Genomic DNA, 15,299 nt, shown 5'->3' with positions numbered 1-15,299 from the left:
GACCGTGAGGCCATGCGGCGTTTTGCTGATACAGGCGCGCTGATCAGATCGAGAACGAAGAACCACAACCACAGGTAGTGGTCGCATTCGGGTTCTTGATGACGAAACGCGAACCTTCCAGACCTTCCTGATAATCCACCTCGGCACCTGCCAGGTACTGGAAGCTCATCGGATCGACAACCAGACTCACACCTTCGCGCTCGACGATGGTGTCGTCATCGGCCACTTCTTCATCGAAGGTGAAGCCGTACTGAAAACCTGAACAACCGCCGCCCGTAACGAATACGCGCAGCTTCAAGCGATCATTCCCCTCTTCATCGACCAGGCTCTTCACCTTGTGCGCGGCACCGTGGGTGAATTGCAAAGCCGTGGGGGTGAAGGATTCGACGCTCATGCTGACTATCTCCCGGCGTTACGCCGTCATATTGCGTGATGACGCGCATTATCCGCTTGTCCTAGAAAATCGGTCAACTATTGTTATGGTATATCAACCAGCCCAATCGTCGGCCGGGAATGCAAAAAGGCCCGGTCAACGGGCCTTTTTGCTCTGTGCGGTAAAGCGTTACGGCAACATGCCCGCATGGGACAGACCCAAACGCTCATCCAGCCCGAACAGGATGTTCATGTTCTGAACCGCCTGGCCCGACGCACCTTTGACCAGATTGTCGATCACCGACAACACCACAACCAGATCACCATCCTGCGGACGATGCACCGCGATCCGGCAAACGTTGGCACCACGTACACTGCGGGTTTCCGGATGGCTGCCGGCCGGCATCACGTCGACGAACGGCTCATTGGCGTAACGCTTTTCAAACAGCGCCTGCAGATCGACCGAGCGATCAACGACCGTTGCATACAGCGTGGAATGAATGCCGCGGATCATGGGTGTCAGGTGCGGAACGAAGGTCAGGCCGACATCCTTGCCAGCAGCACGACGCAGACCCTGACGGATTTCCGGCAAGTGACGGTGCCCTTTGACGGCGTAAGCCTTCATGCTTTCCGACGTCTCGGAATACAACGAACCTACAGCAGCACCACGGCCGGCACCGCTGACGCCGGATTTGCAGTCAGCGATCAGACGCGAAGCATCCGCCAGACCCGCTTCAAGCAACGGCAGGAAACCCAACTGCGTCGCTGTCGGATAGCAGCCCGGCACAGCGATCAGGCGTGCCTTTTTGATCTGTTCGCGATTGACTTCCGGCAGACCGTAGACCGCTTCGTCCAGCAGCTCCGGCGCGCCATGCGGCTGGCCGTACCATTTGGCCCACTCGTCCGCATCTTGCAGGCGGAAGTCCGCGGACAGGTCGATAACCTTGGTTCCGGCTGCCAGCAACTCACCCGCCAGGGCATGGGCAACGCCGTGAGGTGTTGCGAAGAACACCACGTCGCACGCACCCAGGGTTTTGATGTCCGGAACACTGAACGCCAGGCCGTCGTAGTGGCCTCGCAGGTTCGGATACATGTCGGCCACGGCCAGGCCAGCCTCGGATCGGGAAGTGATGACAACCACTTCAGCTTGCGGATGCTGTGCCAACAGACGCAGCAGTTCGACACCTGTGTAACCCGTGCCGCCGACGATACCGACCTTGACCATAAACCTGCCCTCAACGAACCCACTGGAAAGCCGTCGATAATAGGGGCCGCGCGCGCCTGCGACAACCGGCAAGGTGACGTGCGGACGCTCAAGCCTCTACTATCCCGGCTACCGTGAACCTGGGAATAACCAAAAATGCTTTATCTATGGCTCAAAGCTTTTCACATCATCAGCGTCGTATGCTGGTTTGCCGGTCTGTTTTATCTGCCGCGCCTGTTCGTTTATCACGCACAAAGCGAGGATACGATCAGCAAGGAACGCTTCAGTGTCATGGAGCGCAAGCTGTATCGCGGCATCATGGGCCCGGCGATGATCGCAACCCTGATCTTCGGTGGCTGGCTGATCAGCCTCAACCCCGGCGCCTATTTCAGCCAGGGTGGCTGGATGCATGCCAAGCTGACCCTGGTCGTTTTGCTGATTGGTTACCACCACATGTGCGGTGCCCAGGTGAAGCGTTTTGCCCGTGGCGAGAACACCCGCAGCCATGTCTTTTATCGCTGGTTCAATGAAGTACCGGTTCTGATATTGCTGGCTATCGTAATTCTGGTCGTCGTCCGGCCGTTCTAAACCCAACAGTCATCACTCACCCCGGGGTATTCCAATGTCGCTACCCGCTTTGCTCGATCAACGCTTGCGCCTGCCCGTGGTAGCTGCGCCGATGTTTCTGATCTCCAACCCGCAGTTGGTCCTCGCCTGCTGCCGCAATGGCGTGGTGGGCAGCTTTCCTGCGCTCAATCAGCGCGAGAGCAGCGGTTTCAAGGCATGGCTGGAAGAAATCGAAGCCGGACTGGCGACACTGGAGAATCCGGCGCCGTACGCGGTGAACTTGATTGTCCACAATAGTAATCCGCGACTGCAGGCGGACCTTGCTATCTGCATCGAACACAAAGTGCCAATCGTGATCACCAGCCTGGGTGCCGTGAAAGAAGTGGTCGATGCCGTCCACAGTTACGGCGGCCTGGTGTTCCACGACGTGACGACCCGCCGCCATGCCGAGAAAGCCGCCGAGGCCGGAGTGGATGGTTTGATCGCCGTCGCCGCGGGTGCGGGCGGGCATGCGGGGACCTGGAGCCCGTTCTCGCTCATCGCCGAGATCCGCCAGTTCTTCGACAAGACGCTGCTGCTGGCCGGGTGTCTGAACCACGGCCACGAAATTCTCGCGGCCCAACTGCTCGGTGCGGACCTTGCCTACTTCGGCACGCGTTTTATCGGCACCGCCGAAAGCCATGCGCCCGAAGCCTATAAAGAAATGCTGCTCAGCTCCAAGGCCGCGGACATCATCCACACTCCAGCCGTGTCGGGCGTTCCCGCCAGTTTCATGCGCCAGAGCCTGGAAGCCGCCGGTTTCGACATGCTGGCGCTGCAAAACAAAGGTGAGGTCAACTTCGGCTCCAAGCTCAAACCGCTGAGTGACGAAGCCAAGGCCTGGAAAACCGTGTGGTCCGCCGGTCAGGGCGTCGGTGAAATCGATGATTTGCCGAGTATCGAGGAGCTGGTCGCACGTCTCGACAGCGAATACCGCACAGCCCTGGAACAGGCCGCACAACTTCGGCAGCGCTGGCCACGCTGAAAGAATCGGGCCGGCCGTTCCGGCTGGCCCTACACTCCATGGATGAAAACTCGCGACAAGGATGCCTGGGCAATGAGTGACAACCGTTTCAACATCGTATTCGACGGCACGCTCTTGCCGGGTGTTGATATCAATACCGCCAAACTCAACGTCGCCGCGCTCTACAAGAGCGATGTCGCTGCCGTCGAGCGGCTGTTCAATGGTCACGCGGTGATACTCAAGCGCGACCTGACACAGTCCGATGCACAGGCTTACCTCCAGGCTCTGAAGAACGCCGGTATCGATGCCCGAATCGAGCCAGTAACCTTGATCGAGCTCAACCTGTCCGACGCTCACCACTCCTCGCCCCAGACTGGCCCGGCAGAACCCGAATCACCCTACGCCCCGCCACGGGCCGATGTCGGCGAGCAGTTGGCAGCGTTCGCCACACTCAAGCCGTTCAGCGTTGAAGGACGGATCGGCCGTCTGCGTTTCCTGGCTTGGACCCTGGTCCTGAGTCTGGTGACGCTGCCAATTGTTGGCATATTCGCACTCATCGGCCTCGGACTGGTCAGCAGCGATTCGACCACCGGCCTGATCATCGGCGGCATTTTTGCGTTTTTCCTGTTTCTCGCGTTCGTTGTTGTCAGCATCTTGTTCACCGTACAGCGCCTGCACGACATTGGCTGGTCGGGTTGGCTCTGGCTATTGAATTTCGTCCCCTTCGTGGGCAGTTTCTTCCCGCTGGTGATTATGGTCGTGCCCGGCAACACCGGCGCCAACCGTTACGGCCCGCCTCCCCCGCCCAACACCACAGCAGTCAAAGTGCTGTGTTCACTATGGGTCGTGCTCATCGGCCTGGTATTCGTCGGCGCAATGATGGGCGGGATATCCGCGATCCAGCAGGAATACGAAAGCGATCTGGAAAGCAGCTATCAGAGCGCTCCTGTGACCACCGAAGAAATCGAAGTGGAAACCCAATCCCCGGCAAATTCAGCCGATGATGCAGCCGAACAAGCCCAGCCACCTGTAGACTCTGCGCAAGAATGAACAGCGCTCCCTGCCCGTGACACCTGCGGTGCAGCGCGGAGCTGTTGCGATGGAGAACTGCATGACCCGTTACGCTCTGATCACCGGCGCTTCCAGCGGCATTGGCCTGGCGATGGCCGAGGCGCTGGCCCGGCGTGGCCGCAGCCTGATACTGGTGGCCCGACAGCGTGATCAGCTGGAAAGTATTGCGATTGAACTGACCCAACGTTTTGGTGTGGAAGTGTTGTTCCGCGCCTGCGACCTGGGCGAACCCTTGCGCCTGTCCGGCTTTCTGCTGGAACTGGAAGAAGGCGACCGGCAGATCGACTTGCTGGTGAATTGCGCCGGGATCGGTACCTGCGGACCATTCCTGGCCCAGGACTGGATGACCGAGCAAGACCTGATCGAAGTGAACATCCTGGCACTCACTCGCTTGTGTCACGCCATCGGCAACAGCATGGCGCTGCAGGGCGGCGGGCAGATTTTGAACGTCGCTTCGGTTGCGGCCTTCCACCCCGGGCCCTGGATGAGCACCTATTACGCGAGCAAGGCGTATGTGCTGCACTTTTCCGAGGGCTTGCGCGTCGAACTGAAAAAATGTGCGGTCAAGGTTTCGGTGCTGTGCCCCGGCCCCACCCGTACCGGTTTTTTCCGCAAAGCGCAGTTGAACGCAGACAAACTGGCCGACAGCAAACTGCTGATGAGCCCCGAAGAAGTCGCGCTCTATACCGTTCGGGCGCTGGACAAGAATCGCGCAATCATTATTCCCGGGCGTCGCAACCGCTGGTTTGCCGCCCTGCCCCGCTTCGGCTCACGCTGGCTGATCCGGACAATCGTCGGCATGGTAAACAAAGCCTACTGCCCACGCTGAATTGTCTTACGGCAAAACACTGGGCTGGTGTAGTCCCTGTGGGTACACTCAGGCCAGCCCAAACAACGGAGAAAACAGCTGTGGATACTCTGTTCACCAAGATCATCAACCGGGAAATCCCGGCGAAGATCATTTACGAGGACGACCAGGTACTGGCCTTCCACGACATCGCCCCACAGGCACCGGTGCATTTTCTGGTGATTCCAAAAAAACCGGTGCGCACCTTGAACGACCTGACCGAAGACGACAAGGCACTGGCGGGACACATTCTGTTCACTGCACAACGCCTGGCCCTGGAATTGGGCTGTGAAAAAGGCTTTCGCGTGGTGATGAACTGCAATGAAGAAGGCGGCCAGACCGTCTATCACATTCATATGCACGTGCTTGGGCAGCGTCAGATGCACTGGCCACCGGGCTGATTGCTCAGAACTCGGTAGCGAGCATGCTCGCGATGGACGTTAAGGATAACGCGCGCTTCCTGACTGCACGCGCTGCTCTCAAGTTCATCGCAAGCAAGCTCAATCAAACGGAAACATCCCCGCTACACAATGACCCAAGGCAAACCTTCCCCGGCCGATTGGGTTAAACTGGCCGCCGAGATTCCTCCGGAGGTCAGCATGACTACCCAACGTCACTACTCGCCAATCGACCGCCTTCTGCTACAAGCCGATGCCGCGATGCGGACCTTGCTGCCTTCCAGCGGTCAGCCGTACCGTCCATCCCCGGCCATCGTGCAGCCGGACGCCAAAATGAGCGACGAAGATACCCGCCACGTGGCCGGGTTGATGCGCATCAACCATACCGGTGAAGTCTGCGCTCAGGCGCTGTACCAGGGACAGGCCCTTACCGCCAAGCTGCCGCAGGTGCGGGCTGCAATGGAACATGCCGCCGAAGAAGAAATCGATCATCTGGTCTGGTGCGAGCAACGCATTCACCAACTGGGTAGCCACACCAGCATTCTCAATCCGCTGTTCTATGGCATGTCTTTCGGGATTGGCGCAGTCGCAGGACTGATCAGCGACAAGGTCAGCCTGGGTTTCGTCGCAGCGACGGAAGATCAGGTGTGCAAGCACTTGAACGAGCACCTTGAGCAACTGCCGGTGGAAGATGAAAAGTCCCGGGCGATCCTGGAACAGATGCGCATCGATGAAGAGCAGCATGCCGAAAGCGCACTGGAGGCTGGCGGTTTCCGCTTTCCGGCACCGGTGAAGTTCGGGATGAGCTTGATGGCCAAGGTGATGACCAAGAGTACGTATCGGATCTGATATCAGCGTCGTTCAGCAAACCGCTATCGCGAGCAGGCTCGCTCCCGCAAGGGGACTGCGATAGAAATGAAAAAGGCGACTGCCGTGAGGGAGTCGCCTTTTTTGTGTTCGAAGATCTTAGTTCGACATGTTGCGAGCGTAGAAGATCTCGAGCATTTCGTGTTTCACACGCTCGGTCACCTGAGTACGTTGCTCGGTCGACAGGTTGCTGGTGGCGTCGCCGAACAGGTAGTTATCCAGTTCGAAGTTCTTCAGCAGCATTTTGGTGTGGAACAGGTTTTCCTGATACACGTTCACGTCGGTCATCTGGTACGCGTCGCGGGTGTCTTCGGAGAGATAGTTCTGGATCGAATTGATCTCGTGGTCGATGAAGTGTTTCTTGCCTTCAACGTCACGGGTAAAGCCGCGCACGCGATAGTCCACGGTCACGATGTCCGAATCGAACTGATGAATCAGGAAGTTGAGCGCTTTGAGCGGTGAAATGACCCCGCACGTCGACACGTCGATATCCACACGGAAGGTGGCAATACCGTCGTCCGGATGGATTTCCGGGTAGGTGTGCACCGTAATGTGGCTCTTGTCGAGGTGGGCCAGGATGATTTCGGGCAATGGACCCGGGGATTCTTCGATCTGGCTTTCCGTCGGCGTGACCGGCTCTTCAGAAATCAGAATCGTGACGCTGGCGCCCTGCGGCTCGTAGTCCTGACTGGCAATGTTCAGGATGTTGGCACCAATGATATCGACAACTTCCGTGAGGATCTGCGTCAGGCGCTTGGCGTTGTACTCTTTATTGATGTACTCGACGTAAGCCTGTTGGTCTTGCGGGGTTTCCGCGTAGCAGATGTCATAGATGTTGAAGCTCAAGGTCTTTGTCAGGTTATTGAACCCGTGGAGCTTGAGTTTGCTTTTCACCGTTAAAAACTCTCTATGTATTGCGGCCCGGCCGCGTGATCAAGCATGCCCGTCAGATGCGAACGACGCACCTGCGTAGGACGGTTAACACCTCTTCGCGATGGCGATTTTGGTTGTCTGTTCGGATGCGCGGCCTGTCGGCTGACGGGCCACTACCCTGAAAAAAGTGGCGCATTATGCAGACGTCAGCAGGGGATCGCCAGAGTCTGCACTGCTTTTATGATAGTTGAATGTCGGTTCAACCGAGCTCGATGATTTCGTAGTCGTGGGTGATCTCGACACCCGCGGCGCCCAGCATGATCGACGCCGAGCAATACTTTTCGGCGGACAGCTCGATGGCGCGCTTGACCTGGGCTTCTTTCAGCCCGCGGCCCTTGACCACGAAGTGCATGTGGATCTTGGTGAAGACTTTCGGATCCTCGGTTGCACGCTCGGCTTCGAGGAAAGCTTCGCAGCTTTCGACCGCCTGGCGCGACTTCTTGAGAATGCTGACCACGTCGAAATTGCTGCAACCGCCAACCCCCAGCAGGAGCATTTCCATCGGCCGGACACCCAGGTTACGACCGCCGGCATCGGGCGGACCGTCCATGACCACGACATGACCGCTGCCGGATTCGCCGAGGAACATGGCTTCGCCAGCCCATTGGATGCGTGCCTTCATCGCCAAGACTCCACTGTATAAAAAAGGGTCGCCAGCTTAGCACAGGCCCCGTGATTGACAGTGCCCGGCTTCCTAGGACATAAGCTCCGGCCTTGTAGGTAATTTCTCGAATATTGCCGGAAGTGTCTGTTAAGCTGACGCCAATTCGCTGACGCATTGCCAACTTTGCCGCAGCCTCCACAACTCATAAAAAAACCAAACACACCGTGCAGTTTTTTCGGGATACAACCATGGTTGCTATTACCCCCACACCCAAGATCAAGAATCTCGACAAGCTATTGATGCATTGCCAGCGCCGCCGCTATCAGGCCAAGAGCAACATCATTTGTGCCGGCGACCGCGCCGAAACGCTGTTCTTCATCCTCAAAGGTTCGGTCACGATCCTGATTGAGGATGACGACGGACGGGAAATGATCATCGCCTACCTCAATGCCGGCGACTTCTTCGGTGAGCTGGGTCTGTTTGAACAGGCAGGCCTGGAGCAGGAACGCAGCGCCTGGGTGCGCGCCAAGGTCGAATGTGAAGTCGCGGAAATCAGCTATGCGAAATTCCGCGAACTGTCGCAGCAGGATCCCGACATTCTTTACGTTTTGAGCGGACAAATTGCACAGCGCCTGCGCAATACCACTCGCAAGGTGGGTGACCTGGCCTTTTTCGACGTAACGGGCCGAGTTGCTCGCTGCTTGCTGGAACTGTGCAAGCAGCCCGACGCAATGACTCACCCCGACGGCATGCAGATCAAGGTGACGCGCCAGGAAATCGGCCGGATTGTCGGGTGTTCGCGGGAGATGGTCGGTCGCGTGCTCAAGGATCTGGAGGAACGCAACCTGGTGGACGTCAAGGGCAAGACCATGGTGGTGTTCGGTACGCGATGAGCTCGCAAACCTAGCCGCTGAACATCTGCGCCAGCATCAGTCGATAAAGTTCATCGAGTCGTGCCAGAGCTTCTGGCGCCGTGAACTTCTCGTGCAGGGCGATGTGGCTTTCGGCACGCACCCGCTGCTCCAGACCGCATGCCTCGTTGAAACGATTGACCGCTGCGACCATCGATTCACGCTCGTTGTCCACCAGCATTGCACCGTGCACCAGCCCTACCGGGCGCTGACCGCCCTGACTCTGGCGCCAGCGCTGGGCAGTGCCGACCATCTTGCGCCCATCGAGATTGACGTTAAAACGGCCATCGCAAAACGCCCCGTCGATTTCACCCAGCGACGAAGTCCCACCCAGCTCATCCAGCAGATCACAGATCGGATCGCACAAACGCCGGTATCCGGACTCAATGCGGTTCAAGTCACCTTCGCTGCGTGGCGGTGCGTAAACCAGGGCGATATTGATCGTCGACGCCGATTGCGGCACCGGTTCGCCACCGGTTTCGCGCAACAGCACAGGCCAGCCGGCAGCGGCGGAGATTTCACAAGCGTGATCAAAACCGGACAGGCGATTCAAACGGCGCGGCATGACCAGTGCCCGATCGCTTGGCTGCCAGAACAGCAGGCCGAATTCAGCGTTGCCGGCACAGACCGACGCCAGCAAATCCTGTTCGGCTTGCAGGCCGGCTTCGATGGTCAGGGAGATGGGTGAGGTCATAAGGCTTTCCATAGGACGGGTTGTCTGTGGTGCATCTTATGTTGTCATCGCGAGCAGGCTCGCTCCCACAGGTTTCAGGCTAACACCAGAGATCCAATGTGGGAGCGAGCTTGCTCGCGATCGGGTCGACTCAATCCACGATTGATCAGTCGAGGGTCGAGCCGCTGACAGGAACGCCACGCTCGGGGAAGAACAACCGCTGCAACTCGGTACCCGGGCTCTCGGCACGCATGAACGCTTCACCCACCAGGAACGCGTAAACGTCGCTGATTTCCATCAGTTCGACATCTGCACGATTGAGAATGCCGCTTTCGGTGATCACCAGACGATCGCGAGGAATGCGTGGCAACAGGTCGAGGGTGGTTTCCAGGCTGACATCGAAGGTGTGCAGGTTGCGGTTGTTTATACCAACCAATGGCGTGTCGAGGGTTTTCAGGGCCCGCTCCAGCTCGTCACCATCGTGGACTTCCACCAGCACATCAAGACCGACGCCTTTGGCCACGGAGGCCAGTTCGGCCATTTTCACGTCATCCAGAGCGGAAACGATCAACAGCACGCAATCGGCGCCCAGCGCACGGGCTTCGACGATCTGGTACGGATCGATCATGAAGTCCTTGCGGATCACCGGCAGTTTGCAGGCCGCGCGAGCTTGTTGCAGATAAGCATCGGCGCCCTGGAAGTAATCGATATCGGTCAGCACCGAAAGACAGGTAGCCCCACCCTTCTCGTAGCTTTTGGCGATATCGGCAGGAACGAAGTTCTCGCGGATCACGCCTTTGCTCGGCGATGCTTTCTTGATCTCGGCAATGACAGCCGGCTGTTTCAGCTTGGCCTGAGCCAGCAACGCCTTGGCAAAACCGCGGGGTGCATCGGCCGCCTTGGCCAGATTTTCCAGCTCGGCCAGGCTTACTCGAGCGCTACGCTCGGCAACTTCCTCGACCTTGCGCGCCAGAATTTTTTCCAGAACCGTCGGTACACTCATCCCTCATTCTCCACTTTGAATACCGCGGTAAATGCGCCCAGTTCCTCGAGCTTCTCCCGAGCCAGACCTGTGTGCAGCGCATCGTGCGCCAGGGCAACGCCCTCTTTGAGACTGCTGGCGTGATCAGCGGCGTACAACGCGGCACCGGCATTGAGCATGATCATTTCGGCTGCTTTCTGACCGTTCTCGGTTTTGCGCTTGCCCAATGCATCGCGAATCAGTTCAAGGGAAGCCGCCGGGCTTTCTACCGCCAGACCATGCAGGCTCTGGCTTTTCATGCCCAGGTCTTCCGGCTCGACCCAGTATTCGGTGATCTGGTCGTTTTTCAGCTCCGCCACGTAGGTCGGCGCGGCCAGGCTGAACTCGTCCAGGCCATCCTTGGAATGCACCACCAGCACATGCTTGCTGCCCAGACGCTGCAGCACTTCGGCCAGTGGCCGGCACAACGCCTGGGTGAACACGCCCACCACCTGATGTTTCACACCGGCCGGATTCGTAAGCGGGCCGAGCATGTTGAACAAGGTACGCAGCCCCAGATCCTTGCGCGGGCCGGCAGCGTGCTTCATGGCACTGTGGTGGGTCTGGGCGAACATGAAACCGATACCGACGTTATCGATACAGCGCGCCACTTGTACCGGAGTCAGGTTGAGATAGATGCCGGCCGCTTCCAGCAAGTCGGCACTGCCACTCTTGCCCGATACGGCACGGTTGCCATGCTTGGCCACGGTGCAGCCGGCCGCCGAAACCACAAAGGCAGAAGCGGTCGACACGTTGAAAATATTGGCACCGTCACCGCCGGTGCCCACCACATCGACAACGCCGTCGAGGGTCTTGAGTTCGACTTTGTCCGCCAGCTCACGCATCACCGATACCGCGCCGACGATTTCATCGATGCTTTCGCTCTTCATGCGCATGGCCATCATGAACGCGCCAATCTGCGCGTCCGTGCACTGCCCGGTCATGATTTCGCGCATCACATCGCGCATTTCTTCGGTGCTGAGGTCGAGTTGGTCGACGATACGGCTCAAGGCTGTCTTGATATTCATGAAAGGTCCTTAGCGCGTGCCGCCGGTTTGTTTGAGGAAGTTGGCGAACAGTTCGTGGCCCTGCTCGGTCAGGATCGACTCGGGGTGGAACTGCACGCCTTCGATGTTCAGGGTTTTGTGACGCAGGCCCATGATCTCGTCAATCGAACCGTCTTCGAGCTGGGTCCAGGCGGTCAACTCCAGGCAGTCAGGCAAGGTTTCGCGCTTGACGATCAATGAATGATAGCGGGTAACCGTCAACGGATTGTTCAGCCCCTCGAAGACGCCCTTGTCTTCGTGGAACACCGGGCTGGTCTTGCCGTGCATGACCTGGCGGGCGCGGACCACATCGCCACCGAAGGCCTGGCCGATGGACTGGTGGCCAAGGCAGACACCGAGAATCGGCAGTTTGCCACCAAAGTGCTTGATCACGTCGATCGAGACACCGGCTTCAGTCGGGGTGCAAGGGCCAGGGGAAACGACAATGCGCTCAGGGTTGAGGGCTTCGATTTCGGCAATGGTGAGTTCATCGTTGCGCACCACTTTGACCTCGGAGCCCAGCTCACCAAGGTATTGCACAACGTTGTAGGTAAAAGAGTCGTAGTTATCGATCATCAGCAACATGGCGTTCAGAACCTCTAGAATTCACTGACTACTAATACGGCCTTCGAATGAGTGGCCCGCCGCGTCCAGCGCTTGATCGTTCAAGGCGGCCGGCAGACGGGCAACGCTCATTGGTCAGCCCTGCGGAGTTTGTTCAGCCAAGGCCACGGCACGGAACATCGCGCGGCGCTTGTTCAGGGTCTCTTCCCATTCCAGCGCCGGCACCGAGTCGGCGACGATGCCGCCACCGGCCTGTACGTGCAGTTCGCCATTCTTGATCACCGCCGTGCGGATCGCGATGGCGGTGTCCATGTTGCCGTTCCAGGCGAAGTAGCCGACGGCGCCGCCGTAGACACCGCGCTTGACCGGCTCCAGTTCGTCGATGATTTCCATCGCTCGGATCTTCGGCGCACCGGACAAGGTGCCCGCCGGCAGAATTGCCCGCAGCGCATCCATCGCTGTCAGGCCGGCCTTCAATTGGCCGGTGACGTTGGACACGATATGCATCACGTTGGAATAACGCTCGATGACCATTTTTTCGGTGAGCTTCACCGAGCCGACTTCCGACACACGGCCGGTGTCGTTGCGACCCAGGTCGATCAGCATCAGGTGCTCGGCTATTTCCTTGGCATCCGACAGCAGGTCTTTTTCCAGCGCCAGATCAGCCTCTTCGTTGGCTCCGCGCGGGCGAGTGCCTGCAATCGGGCGCACGGTAATCAGATTGTCTTCGACCCGCACCAGCACTTCCGGCGAACTGCCGACGACGTGGAAATCGCCGAAATTGAAGAAGTACATGTACGGCGTCGGGTTGAAGCAGCGCAACGCGCGGTACAGATCGATGGGAGCGGCCTTGAAGTCGATCGACATGCGCTGGGACGGCACGACCTGCATGCAGTCACCGGCCAGGATGTACTCCTTGATGGTATCGACGGCTTTTTCGTAATCGTCCTGGGTGAAGCTGGAACGGAACACCGGATCAGCCGATTGCTGCTTGCTGAAATCCAGGCCTCGGCGCGGAGTGATCGGCTGACGGAGTTTCTCCAGCAGCTCTTCCAGACGCGCGCGACCTTGCTCAAAAGCGTCTTCCTGGGCCGGGTCGGCCAGGACAATCGCGTGCATCTTGCCGGCGAGGTTGTCGAACACGACGACCGCATCGGACACCATCAGCAGGATGTCCGGCACGCCCAGTGGATCCGGATTCGGGCACTTGCCCAGGCGCTTCTCCACATAACGCACGCAGTCGTAGCCGAAGTAACCCACCAGACCGCCGTTGAAGCGTGGCAGGCCAGGGATGGTCGGCACGTTGTAGCGGGCCTTGAAGGTTTCGACGAACGCCAGCGGGTCTTCCACGTCATGGCTTTCGGTCTCGACACCATCGACAGTCACGCTGACGTGGTGATCGTGAACCCGCAGCACAGTGCGGCACGGCAGGCCGATGATCGAGTAACGACCCCATTTTTCGCCGCCCTGCACCGATTCGAGCAGATAGGAATTGGGTTCGTCGGCCAGTTTCAGGTAGATCGACAGCGGCGTGTCGAAGTCGGCCAGGGTTTCGCAGGCAAGCGGGATGCGGTTATAGCCGGCAGCGGCCAAACGCAGGAATTCTTCGCGGATCATGATGTGCCTCGTGGCTTGAGGAGCTAACAGTCAGGTATGCAAACGCGCCGGATGACCGGCCAGGTAAAAGTCAGGCGCGCCAACGCCAACGGGCCAGGGCCTTGATGACTTTCATCCAGAGTTTGCGAGTGACCACCACGATGGCGTTTCCAGAAGGGGGTTGAACAGCGTCGGCCAACGTTATCTCAGCGGCCGGGTCCAGGCAACCGGGAATTAGCTTGCGCAGATCGTCGATGACCAATGCCGGCGACTCTTCGGCAATCGGCCGGCCATGGTTGTAGCCGTAGCTCAAGGCCACGCACTTGACCCCGGCGGCTTTCGCCGCCAGCACATCACTGCGCGAATCGCCGACAAATAACGATTGCGAGGCCGGGATGTTGGTCATTTTCATCACGAAAAACAGCGCGGCCGGGTCCGGTTTTTTCTGCGGCAGGGTGTCGCCGCCGATGATCAGGCGGAAATAACGGCCGATTTTCATCTGATCCAGCAGCGGCGCGACGAAGCGCTCCGGCTTGTTGGTGATCAGCGCCATTTCAACGCCCTGCTTGTGCAGCCATTTCAGGGTGTCGCGCACGCCCGGGTAGACCACGGTCAGCTCATGGCTTTCGCCGTAGGCCTGCATGAAGATTTCCAGCGCGCTTTCAGCTTCGGCATCGTCGACCGCCGAATGGTCAAGGCCACCGGCCAGCGCACGACGCACCAGTACCGGCGCACCGTTGCCAACCCACTCGCGCACCGATTCGATGCCGGCAGGTTGGCGACCGAGTTTGAGCAGCATGTTATCCACAGCCACCGCGAGATCCGGGACTGAATCGATCAGCGTGCCATCCAGATCGAACATCACCAGCTTTGGCAGGCTGCCCGGGAACAACTGCTCGAAACCACTCATGGGCGAGCCAGTGCCAGTTCGGAGCGCATCTTCTCGATGACTTCCTGGTAGTTCGGTGCATTGAAGATCGCCGAGCCAGCGACGAAGGTGTCGGCACCCGCCGCTGCGATTTCACGAATGTTGTTCACATTCACGCCGCCGTCGATTTCCAGGCGGATGTCACGGCCGGAAGCGTCGATCAACGCCCGCGCCTCGCGCAGCTTGTCGAGGGTGCCGGGAATGAACTTCTGCCCGCCAAAGCCCGGGTTGACGCTCATCAGCAGGATCATGTCGACCTTGTCCATCACGTACTTGAGCACGTCCAGCGGAGTCGCCGGGTTGAACACCAGGCCCGACTTGCAGCCGCCTTCACGGATCAGTTGCAGGGAACGGTCGATGTGCTGGGTAGCTTCCGGGTGGAAGGTGATGTAGGTCGCGCCGGCTTCGATGAAGTCGCCGACGATGCGGTCCACCGGGCTGACCATCAGGTGCGCGTCGATCGGCGCGGTGACGCCGTACTTGCGCAGCGCCGAGCAAACCATCGGGCCGATGGTCAGGTTGGGTACGTAATGGTTGTCCATGACATCGAAGTGCACGAAGTCGGCGCCGGCGGCCAGGACATTGTCCACTTCCTCACCCAGGCGGGCGAAGTCGGCGGAGAGAATCGACGGAGCAATTACGAAGGGCTGCATGACGCACCTTTTTTGAGCCAAATCACGATGGCGCGCATTGT

Annotated in this window: 18 protein-coding genes; 7 read left to right on the top strand and 11 right to left on the bottom strand. The window is 58.8% G+C overall.

Annotated elements, in window-relative coordinates:
* Positions 1–43: 43 nt before the first annotated feature.
* Entirely contained in the window at positions 44–394 is a 351-nt protein-coding gene (gene erpA, locus ABTV29_RS02690) for an iron-sulfur cluster insertion protein ErpA (RefSeq protein WP_007906865.1), read from the bottom strand.
* 168 nt (positions 395–562) lie between these two features.
* A complete protein-coding gene (argC, locus tag ABTV29_RS02685) occupies positions 563–1,597 on the bottom strand; it encodes an N-acetyl-gamma-glutamyl-phosphate reductase (protein ID WP_020798783.1) in 1,035 nt (344 codons plus the stop codon).
* A gap of 135 nt (positions 1,598–1,732) precedes the next feature.
* On the opposite strand from argC, the gene hemJ reads away from it, so the two are divergent.
* The 6 genes from hemJ (at position 1,733) to coq7 (ending at position 6,311) form a co-directional block, all read left to right on the top strand.
* Positions 1,733–2,164: a protoporphyrinogen oxidase HemJ gene (hemJ, locus tag ABTV29_RS02680; RefSeq protein WP_433768749.1), complete on the top strand. Its 432-nt coding sequence runs from the start codon at positions 1,733–1,735 to the stop codon at positions 2,162–2,164.
* Positions 2,165–2,198: 34 nt separating this feature from the next.
* The gene (locus tag ABTV29_RS02675) at positions 2,199–3,167 is read left to right on the top strand and encodes an NAD(P)H-dependent flavin oxidoreductase (RefSeq protein ID WP_433768748.1); all 969 of its coding nucleotides are present in this window, start codon (positions 2,199–2,201) and stop codon (positions 3,165–3,167) included.
* A gap of 72 nt (positions 3,168–3,239) precedes the next feature.
* Positions 3,240–4,196, top strand: coding sequence for a DUF805 domain-containing protein (locus tag ABTV29_RS02670; protein ID WP_433768747.1), 957 nt, complete (start codon positions 3,240–3,242; stop codon positions 4,194–4,196).
* 61 nt (positions 4,197–4,257) lie between these two features.
* A complete protein-coding gene (locus ABTV29_RS02665) occupies positions 4,258–5,046 on the top strand; it encodes an SDR family NAD(P)-dependent oxidoreductase (protein WP_433768746.1) in 789 nt (262 codons plus the stop codon).
* A gap of 80 nt (positions 5,047–5,126) precedes the next feature.
* The gene (locus tag ABTV29_RS02660) at positions 5,127–5,465 is read left to right on the top strand and encodes a histidine triad nucleotide-binding protein (protein ID WP_008027110.1); all 339 of its coding nucleotides are present in this window, start codon (positions 5,127–5,129) and stop codon (positions 5,463–5,465) included.
* 198 nt (positions 5,466–5,663) lie between these two features.
* Complete coding sequence (gene coq7 / locus ABTV29_RS02655) at positions 5,664–6,311, top strand: 2-polyprenyl-3-methyl-6-methoxy-1,4-benzoquinone monooxygenase (protein ID WP_433768745.1); 648 nt, start codon at positions 5,664–5,666, stop codon at positions 6,309–6,311.
* Between the two features lie 117 nt (positions 6,312–6,428).
* On the opposite strand, the gene speD is transcribed toward coq7, so the two are convergent.
* The gene (gene speD / locus ABTV29_RS02650) at positions 6,429–7,223 is read right to left on the bottom strand and encodes an adenosylmethionine decarboxylase (protein ID WP_433768744.1); all 795 of its coding nucleotides are present in this window, start codon (positions 7,221–7,223) and stop codon (positions 6,429–6,431) included.
* A 238-nt stretch (positions 7,224–7,461) separates the two neighbouring features.
* A complete protein-coding gene (locus ABTV29_RS02645; RefSeq protein WP_008061600.1) occupies positions 7,462–7,884 on the bottom strand; it encodes an OsmC family protein in 423 nt (140 codons plus the stop codon).
* A gap of 230 nt (positions 7,885–8,114) precedes the next feature.
* Here ABTV29_RS02645 and crp point away from each other — a divergent pair, with 230 nt between their 5' ends.
* On the top strand, positions 8,115–8,759 hold the full coding sequence (crp, locus tag ABTV29_RS02640; RefSeq protein ID WP_110965151.1) for a cAMP-activated global transcriptional regulator CRP: 645 nt from the start codon (positions 8,115–8,117) through the stop codon (positions 8,757–8,759).
* A gap of 10 nt (positions 8,760–8,769) precedes the next feature.
* Here the strand turns inward: crp and ABTV29_RS02635 are convergent, their stop codons facing one another.
* From ABTV29_RS02635 to rpe, 7 genes are all read right to left on the bottom strand, one after another.
* Positions 8,770–9,471, bottom strand: coding sequence for a lipoate--protein ligase family protein (locus tag ABTV29_RS02635; RefSeq protein ID WP_433768743.1), 702 nt, complete (start codon positions 9,469–9,471; stop codon positions 8,770–8,772).
* A 145-nt stretch (positions 9,472–9,616) separates the two neighbouring features.
* The gene (gene trpC, locus ABTV29_RS02630) at positions 9,617–10,453 is read right to left on the bottom strand and encodes an indole-3-glycerol phosphate synthase TrpC (protein WP_431757549.1); all 837 of its coding nucleotides are present in this window, start codon (positions 10,451–10,453) and stop codon (positions 9,617–9,619) included.
* Positions 10,450–11,499, bottom strand: coding sequence for an anthranilate phosphoribosyltransferase (trpD, locus tag ABTV29_RS02625; RefSeq protein WP_433768742.1), 1,050 nt, complete (start codon positions 11,497–11,499; stop codon positions 10,450–10,452). The genes trpC and trpD overlap by 4 nt, the downstream gene beginning before the upstream one ends.
* Positions 11,500–11,508: 9 nt before the next feature.
* Complete coding sequence (locus ABTV29_RS02620; RefSeq protein ID WP_433768741.1) at positions 11,509–12,102, bottom strand: aminodeoxychorismate/anthranilate synthase component II; 594 nt, start codon at positions 12,100–12,102, stop codon at positions 11,509–11,511.
* Positions 12,103–12,216: 114 nt separating this feature from the next.
* On the bottom strand, positions 12,217–13,698 hold the full coding sequence (gene trpE / locus ABTV29_RS02615) for an anthranilate synthase component I (RefSeq protein WP_433768740.1): 1,482 nt from the start codon (positions 13,696–13,698) through the stop codon (positions 12,217–12,219).
* A gap of 70 nt (positions 13,699–13,768) precedes the next feature.
* Positions 13,769–14,587 carry a phosphoglycolate phosphatase gene (locus ABTV29_RS02610; protein WP_433768739.1) on the bottom strand — a complete coding sequence of 273 codons (819 nt, stop codon included), beginning with the start codon at positions 14,585–14,587 and terminating at the stop codon, positions 13,769–13,771.
* Positions 14,584–15,258, bottom strand: coding sequence for a ribulose-phosphate 3-epimerase (gene rpe / locus ABTV29_RS02605; protein WP_033044299.1), 675 nt, complete (start codon positions 15,256–15,258; stop codon positions 14,584–14,586). The genes ABTV29_RS02610 and rpe overlap by 4 nt, the downstream gene beginning before the upstream one ends.
* Between the last annotated feature and the right edge of the window lie 41 nt (positions 15,259–15,299).

Origin of the sequence: Pseudomonas putida, from assembly GCF_050989985.1 — a bacterium.
GTDB lineage: Bacteria > Pseudomonadota > Gammaproteobacteria > Pseudomonadales > Pseudomonadaceae > Aquipseudomonas > Aquipseudomonas putida_AI.
This window is presented reverse-complemented; position numbering and strand designations above follow the sequence as displayed.

Excerpts from the sequence above, each read along its gene's own strand:
- ABTV29_RS02675 (WP_433768748.1), top strand. The coding sequence starts at position 2,199 with ATGTCGCTACCCGCTTTGCTCGATCAACGCTTGCGCCTGCCCGTGGTA.
- coq7 (WP_433768745.1), top strand. The coding sequence starts at position 5,664 with ATGACTACCCAACGTCACTACTCGCCAATCGACCGCCTTCTGCTACAA.
- ABTV29_RS02665 (WP_433768746.1), top strand. The coding sequence starts at position 4,258 with ATGACCCGTTACGCTCTGATCACCGGCGCTTCCAGCGGCATTGGCCTG.
- trpD (WP_433768742.1), bottom strand. The coding sequence starts at position 11,499 with ATGAATATCAAGACAGCCTTGAGCCGTATCGTCGACCAACTCGACCTC.
- crp (WP_110965151.1), top strand. The coding sequence starts at position 8,115 with ATGGTTGCTATTACCCCCACACCCAAGATCAAGAATCTCGACAAGCTA.
- ABTV29_RS02645 (WP_008061600.1), bottom strand. The coding sequence starts at position 7,884 with ATGAAGGCACGCATCCAATGGGCTGGCGAAGCCATGTTCCTCGGCGAA.
- hemJ (WP_433768749.1), top strand. The coding sequence starts at position 1,733 with ATGCTTTATCTATGGCTCAAAGCTTTTCACATCATCAGCGTCGTATGC.
- argC (WP_020798783.1), bottom strand. The coding sequence starts at position 1,597 with ATGGTCAAGGTCGGTATCGTCGGCGGCACGGGTTACACAGGTGTCGAA.
- ABTV29_RS02635 (WP_433768743.1), bottom strand. The coding sequence starts at position 9,471 with ATGACCTCACCCATCTCCCTGACCATCGAAGCCGGCCTGCAAGCCGAA.
- rpe (WP_033044299.1), bottom strand. The coding sequence starts at position 15,258 with ATGCAGCCCTTCGTAATTGCTCCGTCGATTCTCTCCGCCGACTTCGCC.
- trpC (WP_431757549.1), bottom strand. The coding sequence starts at position 10,453 with ATGAGTGTACCGACGGTTCTGGAAAAAATTCTGGCGCGCAAGGTCGAG.
- ABTV29_RS02610 (WP_433768739.1), bottom strand. The coding sequence starts at position 14,587 with ATGAGTGGTTTCGAGCAGTTGTTCCCGGGCAGCCTGCCAAAGCTGGTG.
- trpE (WP_433768740.1), bottom strand. The coding sequence starts at position 13,698 with ATGATCCGCGAAGAATTCCTGCGTTTGGCCGCTGCCGGCTATAACCGC.
- erpA (WP_007906865.1), bottom strand. The coding sequence starts at position 394 with ATGAGCGTCGAATCCTTCACCCCCACGGCTTTGCAATTCACCCACGGT.
- ABTV29_RS02670 (WP_433768747.1), top strand. The coding sequence starts at position 3,240 with ATGAGTGACAACCGTTTCAACATCGTATTCGACGGCACGCTCTTGCCG.
- ABTV29_RS02620 (WP_433768741.1), bottom strand. The coding sequence starts at position 12,102 with ATGTTGCTGATGATCGATAACTACGACTCTTTTACCTACAACGTTGTG.